Here is a 9,973-nt window from a genome sequence, read left to right on the forward strand (position 1 = left end):
GCATGGCCGATTTCGAAGACCAGCGACGCGAACTTGCGGAACAGCTACGTCGCGGTCTGGCGACAGAGAACCGACTCTCGCGCGATCAGGCTCGCGCTTTCGTCCGTGGTTTGCAGGTTACTTGGCATGTGCCGGCCATTCAATGGCGCGAAAGTGAATCGGAGAAGCTGCTAGCCGACGCACGAAGGCTGATGCACGCTGCAGAGATCTTCCGTGAACTGGATGGTCCGGCCTCGGCCGAAGCCAAGGATTGCTACAGGCGAGCTGCCGAGTTGCTTGAGTGGCTTACTCGTGCAGAAGCCCTGTCGCACAGTTTCGCGCCAATAGGACTGCTGGCTGCTGCGGCATTCCAACTGGGCGGATTGCCAGCGATGGCTAATGGGCTGCTTAGCCAGATCGAGACGCCGGACGCTGGCATCCGTCTCTTCTCGAAATTTCTGAGGGGTGACTTCAACGGTGTCATTGATGAAGTCCTGGCGTTTTGGCATGAACATCAGGATCTGACCGGACGTGGTGCCTCGATGCATCTGCTCAATCGTGAGGACACCCAAAGCCAGGAGTGGTACTTCACCGTGGAAATGGTGCGCAGCGTGGGGCTCATCGCTGCAACTCTGAGGCAGGGGGACGTGGACCGCATGCAGCGTGGCCTCTCCAAATTGAAAGCGCTGGACAAGATGGCGACGCGCACTTTGGGTGACGACGTGTCCATGCTGGTTTCGCTATTGACCGCGGTGGCGGAGGGCTACAGCGCTGCAAGCATTTACGGGCCGATTTCTCTGCTGGCGCAAATCAACCCGGATCGGATATCCAGGCTGCGGAGATTTGCTCGCGACCAGTTCGGACGAGGTCGAGGGATTCTGTGGTCGTCGCAGATGCGCGGGATTGAACGCTTGCTAGAGACATCTTCGTTCGCCCTGTGCACACCGACCGGCTCCGGAAAGACATTGGTTGCGAATCTGGCGCTGGTGAAAGAGTTGATGTTGGCGAGCGACGAAGAGTCGTCCGGACCGCTGGCGCTCTATCTGGTTCCATCCAGGGCCCTCGCGGGTGAAGTGGAAACCAAGCTTGTCAGCGAACTAGGGAGGGATCTCGTCGTGACCGGCCTGTACGGTGGAACCGATTGGGGCATTACAGACTACTGGCTCAAAGCCGACCGCCCAACGGTGCTGATTGCTACGGTGGAGAAGGCGGACGCATTGATGCGATACGTAGGCAGTCTGATCGTTGCTCGGCTTCGACTGCTGATTGTCGATGAAGCCCACCAGGTCGTGGCTCAGGATCGTGATCGATCATTCATCGATTTTGCGGAGCATAGTAGCCGTGCATTGCGCCTTGAGAGCTTCGTGTCGCGTTTGCTCGTGCGGGCACCAGACATTGCCCGCGTTGCGCTAACTGCGGTTGCGGGAGGCGCGGCCACACCCGTGGCGCGATGGATCGAAGGCGATGCTGACGCGGAGCCAATCGGGACAACTTATCGAAGCACCCGCCAACTCATTGGAACGCTGGAAGGAACTCCCGGCAGCGCTGGTCGCATGCAGATCGACATCATGAATGGTGCCATGCTCCATGTGCGCGGACGGGATGATCCGGTCTATATCCCATTGCGTACGCCAGCCATGCCTCAACTGCCTGCCGCGATGCGCAATAGTGTGTATCGCTACAACGAATTGAACGTGCTATGGACTGCCATGCACCTTCTCGAAGGAGACCGTCGAGTCTTGATTTCTGTCGCCCAACAGCCCGAGCAGACGATGAAGTGGTTCAAGGAAGCGCTTGAACTGGACTCGTGGGCCGGAGTTCCGAAATTTGCGGTACCTGACGAATCGGCCGCACGGTCGCTTTTTGACAAGGCCAGGGCCACCTGTGTGGACTATTGCGGCGAGGATGCTTACGAGGTTGTGCTTCTTGACCACGGGATTGCCACGAGCCACGGTCAGATGCCTCAACGACTGCGCCGCCTAATGACGGACCTGATTGATCGACGAATTTGTCCTATCACGGTGGCGACGGCCACGCTGACTGAAGGCGTCAATCTTCCCTTCGATCTGATCTTCGTTCCCTCCCTGACAAGGCGAGTGTTCGACAGCGTGGCGCAACGGTCAACGTTGTCTCCTTTGTCCGTGGCGGAGTTTCGCAATCTCGCTGGTCGCGCGGGCAGGCCCGGCGCTACGAAGGGTATGGAAGGGATGACTCTCGTGGCCATTCCAACACAGCCGTCCACGACTGCCAGTGCACAGTTGACCCTGCAACGTCGGCAGATCCGGGAGATGCGATCACATTACGGCAATCTCCTCGATGCATTGGGCGAAGACGATCAATCTGGCGAAGAAGTACTGAGCCCTATGGCGCTACTGCTTGAAATGATCGCTGAGCGCGCGGGCCGATTGCTTGGCTTGCGTGGGGAGCGGTTCATTGAGTGGCTGGAAGTGACCGGGCCTGGGGACATTAGCGACCAAGCAGGGATGAGCCAAACTGACGAAAGGGCGAGGTTTGCCGACAGCCTTGATGAGCTAGACGGTATCCTGCTAACAGCCATAGAGGAGCTTACGCTGGCTGAGGAGCAGCAGCACTCTGATGCTGAAATGGAAGCCCTACTTCGTCGGGTTTGGCAACGGTCATTCAGCCATGCAGTCGCCACTCAGGAGGCCTGGCTTGAACAGGCATTTGTGCGAAGAGGACAGGGGCTGATCGATAACCTCTACAGCGATGCCGATGAACGCCAGCGTCTCTATCAATACGGATTCTCGCCCCACATTGGCCGAAGATTCGAACGCATTGCGCCGAAGATTCATGCGGTGTTAGCGAGCGCTGTGGACTATGGCGCAGACGATATGCGGGTTCGCTTTGATGTGTTCGTGAAACTTGGAAAACTGGTGGCGCAGGATCAGGGATTTGGGTTCCGTGGCCGCGATACGGTGACTGATGCTGCACTGCTTCGTGAGTGGGCGACGCCTCTGGCCTGGTGGATGAGAAGCCGTCATGCCGAGTCGCCTGAACCAGAGGACCTGCGCGCCTGGCAGCGTTTTGTGTCGGACAACTTCGAGTTTCGGCTGGGTGTGACGGTTGGCGCCGTGGTGGCGCGCGCGTGGTCGGATGGGGCGATTGACCCATCCTCCGTGCCATCGCTGGAGGATTGGAAGCAGACCACGGGCCTTCCATGGTTCGGTTTTTGGGCTAGGGAGTTGCTGCGTTGGGGCACGCTGGACCCTTTTGTTGCCTTCGCCCTTGCCCAAGGCCTTGCCGGTACGCGCGACGAGGCTGCAGAGCGCCGGCGCGAGTTCGAATTTTGGATGGAAACCGAATACGTCGACATCGAGGGAGAGGATTGGATTGATCCCCAATACTTTCTTAAATGGGAGCGTAGCCTTAGTACCCCCAACAACGCGCCTCTCACGCATCCACCGGGTCGAGCACAATTGACTGGTACTGACGGCCGACTAGGGCAGTACAGCGTGCATCCGATCCGTCGGTCTAGCGGCGTGCACTGGATTGACGCATCGGGCTTCGAGATGGCAATCACCCCGGCGGAGGAGGTTAGTCGCAGGGCTTTTCGGGATGACTTCGAACTGCACATGAATGAGGGGCGCTGGCAAATTCGCAGAGTGTTTCGTTCGACTTGACGCTGCGGTTTGAGGTATGGCTGCTACCGGAAGGGGAAACGGTCCTTGAGTCCGGTCACGATGCGGACGCAAGTCGCGCTGCGGCGTAGCGTTGCTCGCTCCAGTGGACTCAGTCTTGGCGCCTTGGGATTCGGTCATACTCGACGCTGAAATTACATTTGGCTACGGCCATCTTCTGCATGCACATCGAGCGATTGCACCTGAGCGGCTTTCGATGCTTCGGCCCACAAGAAAGCACCATTGCGCTGGAACGCGACCTCACTGCATTCATTGGCGTCAACGGCGCCGGCAAGACCGCTGTCCTGTTGGCCCTGGCTCGACTCTTTGGTGTAACGGCGGACCAACGTCGCCTGCGCCGACAGGATTTCCACATTCCTGTGAACGAACTCGTTCCCGCGTCGCAGTGCAGCCTGTACGTCGAGGCCATCGTCGCATTCCCTGAGCTCGATGCGAACGCGAACCTCGCAGCGGTGCCAGAGTTTTTCCAGCAAATGGCCGCCGACGAGCAGGGCCACCTCAAGTGCCGCCTGCGGCTGCAGGCGACCTGGACGGACGACGGCTCGCTGGAGGGCGCGGTGGAACAGAAGCTGCTGGCGGTGCGCACCTTCGGACCATTTGAGGAGGACGAGTGCTTCGAACTGAAAGCCGTGGACCGGGCCAGGATTCAAATGATCTACGTGCCAGCCACGCGAGACGGCGGCTCTCAGGTCACTGCCTTCCTCAAGGGGCGCCTGTGGCGCGCGATCAACTGGTCGCAGGGTGTCAAGGATGCACTGGCCCAAGCCGGGGCGACGATGAACGGCGCCTTCGTTGGGGAAGCCGCTGTCGGTCGCATCGCCGCGGCTGTCAGCCATCGCTGGCAGCAGGTCCATTCGGCGGGCACTGACACGACGCCGGTCTTTAGGCCTGTGGACGTGCGCTGGCAAGAGTTCGTGCGCAGAGTGGAAGTCATGTTCTACCCGGACGAGTTGGGGCGTGAGCGTGGTCTTGACGACCTCAGCGATGGGCAGCGCTCCTTGTTCCACCTTGCCATGACGGCGGCGATCCTCGACGTGGAAGCGCAGGCGGCGGCCGATCCGGCCGCTGCAGGTTTCTTGGTCGACACGGTCTCGCTTCCCACCCTGACACTGATCGCGGTGGAGGAACCGGAGAACACACTCGCACCGTTCTACCTGTCACGCATCGTGGGTCAGATCCAGGAACTCACCCACGGCCATCGGGCGCAAGCCATCGTGTCAAGCCACTCCGCGAGCATCCTGGCGCGCATCGAGCCCGAGGGCGTGCGGCATTTCCGCTTGAATCCGGTGGACCGCACGGCGATGGTTCGCGCGCTGCAGTTGCCTCCTGGCGTGGAGGAGGCGTCCAAATTCGTGCGGGAGGCCGTCAGAAGCTATCCAGAGCTTTACTTCGCGCGTTTCGTTGTGCTGGGCGAGGGGGCCACCGAGGAGGTGGTGTTACCCAAGCTGGCGGCAGCGATGGGGTTTCCGATCGACCGATCGTTCGTGGCCATCGTCCCGCTGGGTGGACGGCACGTGAACCACCTATGGCGCCTGCTGACGGACCTCGACATTCCGCATGCGACCTTGCTCGACTTGGACTGGGGCCGAAGCGGCGGAGGATGGGGGCGCATCAAGACGACTTGTGAGCAACTGCTGGCCTGTGGATTTCATCCGCAGCAGGTGTTTGGCGCCGCATTGCATCCCAATGGACCAGCGGTGAACCTGGCGCAGCTCGCTCAAAACGCGGCGGGCAACGTAGCGGGCGTCGAGCACTGGGTTCAACACTTGCGTGGCTCTGGTGTCTTTTTCTCATATCCACTCGACCTTGATCTTTCAATGTTCAACGCCTTTCCCGTCGCATATCAGGTGCTGGATGCCGGGGAGCGCGGGCCTTCCGGAAGGGGGGATCCCAGGGATGCCGTGCTCGGCGAAGATGGCGTACCTGGTACGTATCCAGCAGGTTGGGATACGGCGCTGCGTTGGTATCGCTATCTGTTCCTCGGTCGAGGCAAGCCAACAACGCACGTGCGTGTGCTCTCGACCGTGCCGGCACCCGAACTCGCCGCAAGCGCCCCCGAGGAACTGCGGGCGCTGCTGAACTACGTGCGCACCAAGCTCGAACCGGCGGCACCGGGCGGCATCTGACGATGGCGCGCGTTGCACCGGATGTCTGGCGTCCGCGTGGCATTCCCGATCTGGAGCCCGACGCTTGGCAGGCACTCAGGCATGTCGGCTCTGCGTCGGTTGTTGCCGGCCCGGGCTCCGGAAAGACCGAGTTCTTAGCGCAGCGGGCCGTTTATCTGCTGGAGACGGGCCTGTGCCCGCCGCCCCACCGGATCCTGGCCATTTCCTTCAAGGGCGATGCGGCAGCGAACCTTGCCACTCGCGTAAGTCAGCGCTGCCCGCCGGAATTGGCTAGCCGTTTCGTGTCGATGACCTTCGATGCTTTCACGAAGGGACTGGTGGACCGTTTCCTGTCTGCGATCCCTGCATCGCGCCGGCCGACCAAGCCCTACGATCTCGCCTTCCCGACACGGCGCCATATGGATGACTTCCTCAATGGCGCGCGCATGGCAGCACCGCAAGCTTGGCAGGCCGAAATCGCTGGACTCGGCCCACTCACCTTCGAGCCTGAAGTCGTGGGCAGTCGAATTTTGGAGGTAGAGCGGATTGCCCCCCAAAACGGCGTCGAGTTTGCCGTCGACCGCTGGTGGCACCAGCAATTGGTCGGCGCTGGTCGCTCCACGCTGACCTTTGTGGGTATCAACCGCCTTGCGGAGTTGCTGCTGCGGTCGAACGCACACATTCGCACGGCGATGCGCACGACCTACCCGTTCGTATTCGTGGACGAGTTCCAGGACACGACCTACGCGCAGTACGACTTGCTCTTGTCCGCCTTTGCGGGCCATGCAACGGTCACGGCCGTTGGGGATCACAAGCAGCGCATCATGGGGTGGGCGGGCGCGCGAACCGATGCCTTCGAGAGGTTTGAGGCCGATTTTAGGGCGCAGCGTTTCCCACTGCTCTTCAATTTCCGCTCGTCGCCGGATCTCGTGCGTATCCAGCACGTGGTGGCGCGCGCGCTGGATGCCGGTGCTGCGCCAACCCAGGCGCAGGCCGTGCGCCAAGTGGATGGTGATGTGGCCCAGATCTGGGCAAGTCGCACGCGTGAGGCCGAGGCAAGCCATCTTGCGCGATGGATGGCGTCCGACATGGCGCAGCGCGGCAAGCAGCCCCGCGACTATGCGTTGCTGGTGCGTCAGACTGCGGACGTTTTCGAGGTAGAACTGGGCGAGGCCTTTGCGGCTGCCGGATTGAGTATTCGCAACGAAAGCCGCTCGCTGGGACGCACGACGGTTCAAGATCTGCTCGCGGACGAGATCAGCCAGGTCGTGCTCGCATTTCTTCGGTTGGGAGCAAACCGACGAGAGCCCGCTGCCTGGCAACGTGCTTCCGGTGCGCTTCAGGTCCTTCGTGCGCTCGATCTCGATGACGAAGCGGGCGCAGACCGGAGCCAGGCGAAGCTCGCACGCTTCCTGGCGGGCCTGCGCGGCGATATGACCGCCACCTCGCCGAGTCGAGCGAGCGCGGTGGACCTGGTGATCAAGGTGTTCGAGTTTCTGGACGGAGATGCCATCTCGCGCACGTTTCTGCAGTACGCCCATGGCGATTTGCTACAGATCATGGCCGAAAGCTTCGCGCAGCACTTCGCCAACTGCGCCGAGACGGCGCAGGACTGGCCGGCCTGTCTCGCCGCGTTCGCCGGCATCGGGCAAGTTCCTTTGATGACTGTGCACAAGAGCAAGGGCCTCGAGTACGACACCATCGCGTTCCTGGGCCTAGACGATCGGGCTTGGTGGAGCTACGTCCCCGGCAATCCGGAGGGTATCGCTACCTTCTTTGTCGCCTTGTCGCGCGCCAAGCAGCGCGCACTTTTCCTTTTCTGCCAGGAGCGGGGGCCGCGCGAGAAGGTGGCGGACCTGTTCGAACTGCTTGCGCAGGCTGGCGTGCAGGAGATCGCCATTTGACATGCGCGAAGGTACTTCGCGCGTTCGGTCGCTGGCCATGCGCCACAGCTATTGGTCGTCTAGAAATTCGATTCGTACCTCTTGTGGATGCGCCGTTCCAAGCGTATGGCCAGCTTGTCATTGCGCTCCAGCTCACGCAGTTTCGATTTCGCCAGCAGCACTTCGTGCTGCAGAGCGCGTTGACCGGCATTCAGGATCTCGAAGCGTCGTCGGGCTAGGAAGAGGAACTGCTTGACGTCATTGTCATCGACGAGTTGTCTGCGGATGTTGTCGACTTGCCGGTTCTTGTAGGTGCGGTTCGCATCTGGCAGAAAACTGATGTGGGTGAACCGCGTAGACGCACTAAGTAGCTGTCGGCGAAGAAAAAATCACTCCCTTCGCGCCAGACCGCATCTGCCCACCTACACAATGGGGGTGTCCATCAGCACCGTCCACTCAATCCAGCGACTCTCTAGTGGGCGAAGCGCGTCGGCGGGAGAAAGCAGCGCACTTCGCGCGAACCGCAAAGGCAAGTTACTCAGCAAAGAAAGGAAACCCCTTATGGCAAGCAACTACTACGTCAGCCACGTTCGCTACAACAGTGACGACACTCATATCCAGCACCTCAAAGTGTTTGAAGTTGGCGCGGAAGGAAAATTCAGCTCGGGCAAGCCTGTCGAAATGACGCGTCCGCAGGCGGTCGAGAAAATCAAGGCGGGGAGCAAGTTCACGACCATCATCCAGAAAGCTGACAAATCCTGGCAGACGGGCGCACAACTGGAAATCATGCCGGTCGAGACCGAATATTTGAAAACCAAGAAGGACAAGTCGACCCGGGACAATCTGGAGAGCCTGCCGACATTCTAGGTCGCATGGCCTGTGACGCACGTCGCCCCGCTATGCCGTGCAGTTTGTGTCGAGCGGCCAGCAGTCCATAAGTCTGGCGGTTCAGTCGAGAAGACCCCAAGAATGTTGCGGAGAATAGATTAGATGAGAGGAGCTCAGGGAGGGGGTACAAAAGGGGGTACAAAAGTTTTTTCGAATTGGCAGAAACCAGTATTCATGCGGGGCATAGCCCATCTTTAGATCGGTTTCACAGGATCTGTATCCATACTTCGCCGAGCGACGGATCAGCGATATCCAACCTATAGAGCTGTTGGCTGCTTTGCGCCGGGTTGAAGAGCGTGGCGCGCTCGATGTCGCGAGTCGCGTACTGCAGACCGCGAGAGCCGTATGGCGCTATGCCGTTGCTACGGCCCGGGCACAGCGCGACATCACGGTCGACCTCAAGGGCGCATTGACGCCGCACAGGAAACGACACTTCGCGGCCATCACCGATCCCAAGAAGTTTGGTGAGCTGCTCCGTGTGATCCGGGCCTATCAGGGTGGACCTGTTGTGCGGGCTGCGTTGCAGTTGGCGCCGATGCTCTTTCAGCGGCCTAACGAGCTACGGGCAGCAGAGTGGAGCGAGATCAATCTTGACCAAGCGCTGTGGACTGTGCCGGCTGCACGCATGAAACGTCGTATCGAAGGCAAAGAGCATGGCGATCCTCACGTTGTGCCTTTACCTAGGCAGGGGGTCGAGATTTTGCGCAAGCTGCATGCGCTTACGGGTCACGGAACCATGGTATTCCCAGGCGAACGTAGCCACGAACGTCCGATCAGCGACAACACTTTGCGCGCGGCGCTGTTGACCTTGGGTTACGGTCCTACGGTTCAAACTGTTCATGGCTTTCGAGCTACGGCGCGCACGCTCTTGGCGGAGGTGCTGGAGGTCGACCCTCTAGTGATCGAAGCACAACTCGCCCACTCGGTGAAGGACGCCAATGGACGAGCATACAACCGGACGCAATATGTGAGGCAGCGTACCGTCATGATGCAGCAGTGGGCCGATTACCTCGACAGGCTGGCGGCAGATAACGTGACGAAATTCGACAGGAAAGCAGCTTGACTCACGACACCTAAGCATGGCGGGGCAAGGCTGACGACAGGATGGCACGCCGCACGCCGGCTCCCCTCAACCTCTCTGCTCTGCTCTGATTCGAGTGACAGGAGTGCGGCGTACTCGCGATCTTTCCAAACTGGCGGTGAAGGGAATTAAATTGTTGCTTATAAGCCTCATGAGTGCGTGATCCAGGGCAGTTTGCTCTTGTGTTGTTCCCCTAAGTATTTCTCGCTTTCGTTGGTTCGATTTCCTCCCTCTCCTCCAAACTCAAGCCCCAGTAGCAGCCCTTGTTACTGGGGCTTTTTGCTGGGCGCGGGGCTTGGAGGGTCGCGTCCCATTCCGTGGTGTAGGTCCACAGCCCGGAGAAGGCTGAGCTGCACGGTACTCAGCGTGCCACTGCGG

At 60.2% G+C, this 9,973-nt stretch carries 5 protein-coding genes; all 5 read left to right on the plus strand.

Annotated features, from left to right (window positions below):
* The first annotated feature begins 2 nt into the window (after positions 1-2).
* The 5 genes from ACCC97_RS11310 (at position 3) to ACCC97_RS11330 (ending at position 9,577) form a co-directional block, all read left to right on the plus strand.
* Positions 3-3,620 carry a DEAD/DEAH box helicase gene (locus ACCC97_RS11310; RefSeq protein WP_209535112.1) on the plus strand — a complete coding sequence of 1,206 codons (3,618 nt, stop codon included), beginning with the start codon at positions 3-5 and terminating at the stop codon, positions 3,618-3,620.
* A 179-nt stretch (positions 3,621-3,799) separates the two neighbouring features.
* Positions 3,800-5,764, plus strand: coding sequence for an AAA family ATPase (locus tag ACCC97_RS11315; protein WP_209535114.1), 1,965 nt, complete (start codon positions 3,800-3,802; stop codon positions 5,762-5,764).
* 2 nt (positions 5,765-5,766) lie between these two features.
* Positions 5,767-7,647, plus strand: a complete 1,881-nt coding sequence (locus tag ACCC97_RS11320) for a UvrD-helicase domain-containing protein (protein ID WP_413332808.1) — start codon at positions 5,767-5,769, stop codon at positions 7,645-7,647.
* Between the two features lie 540 nt (positions 7,648-8,187).
* Positions 8,188-8,493, plus strand: coding sequence for a DUF3892 domain-containing protein (locus ACCC97_RS11325; protein WP_209535116.1), 306 nt, complete (start codon positions 8,188-8,190; stop codon positions 8,491-8,493).
* A 211-nt stretch (positions 8,494-8,704) separates the two neighbouring features.
* Complete coding sequence (locus ACCC97_RS11330) at positions 8,705-9,577, plus strand: tyrosine-type recombinase/integrase (protein WP_413332811.1); 873 nt, start codon at positions 8,705-8,707, stop codon at positions 9,575-9,577.
* Positions 9,578-9,973: the final 396 nt, after the last annotated feature.

Source organism: Variovorax sp. Varisp85, from assembly GCF_047304045.1.
Lineage (GTDB): Bacteria > Pseudomonadota > Gammaproteobacteria > Burkholderiales > Burkholderiaceae_C > Variovorax.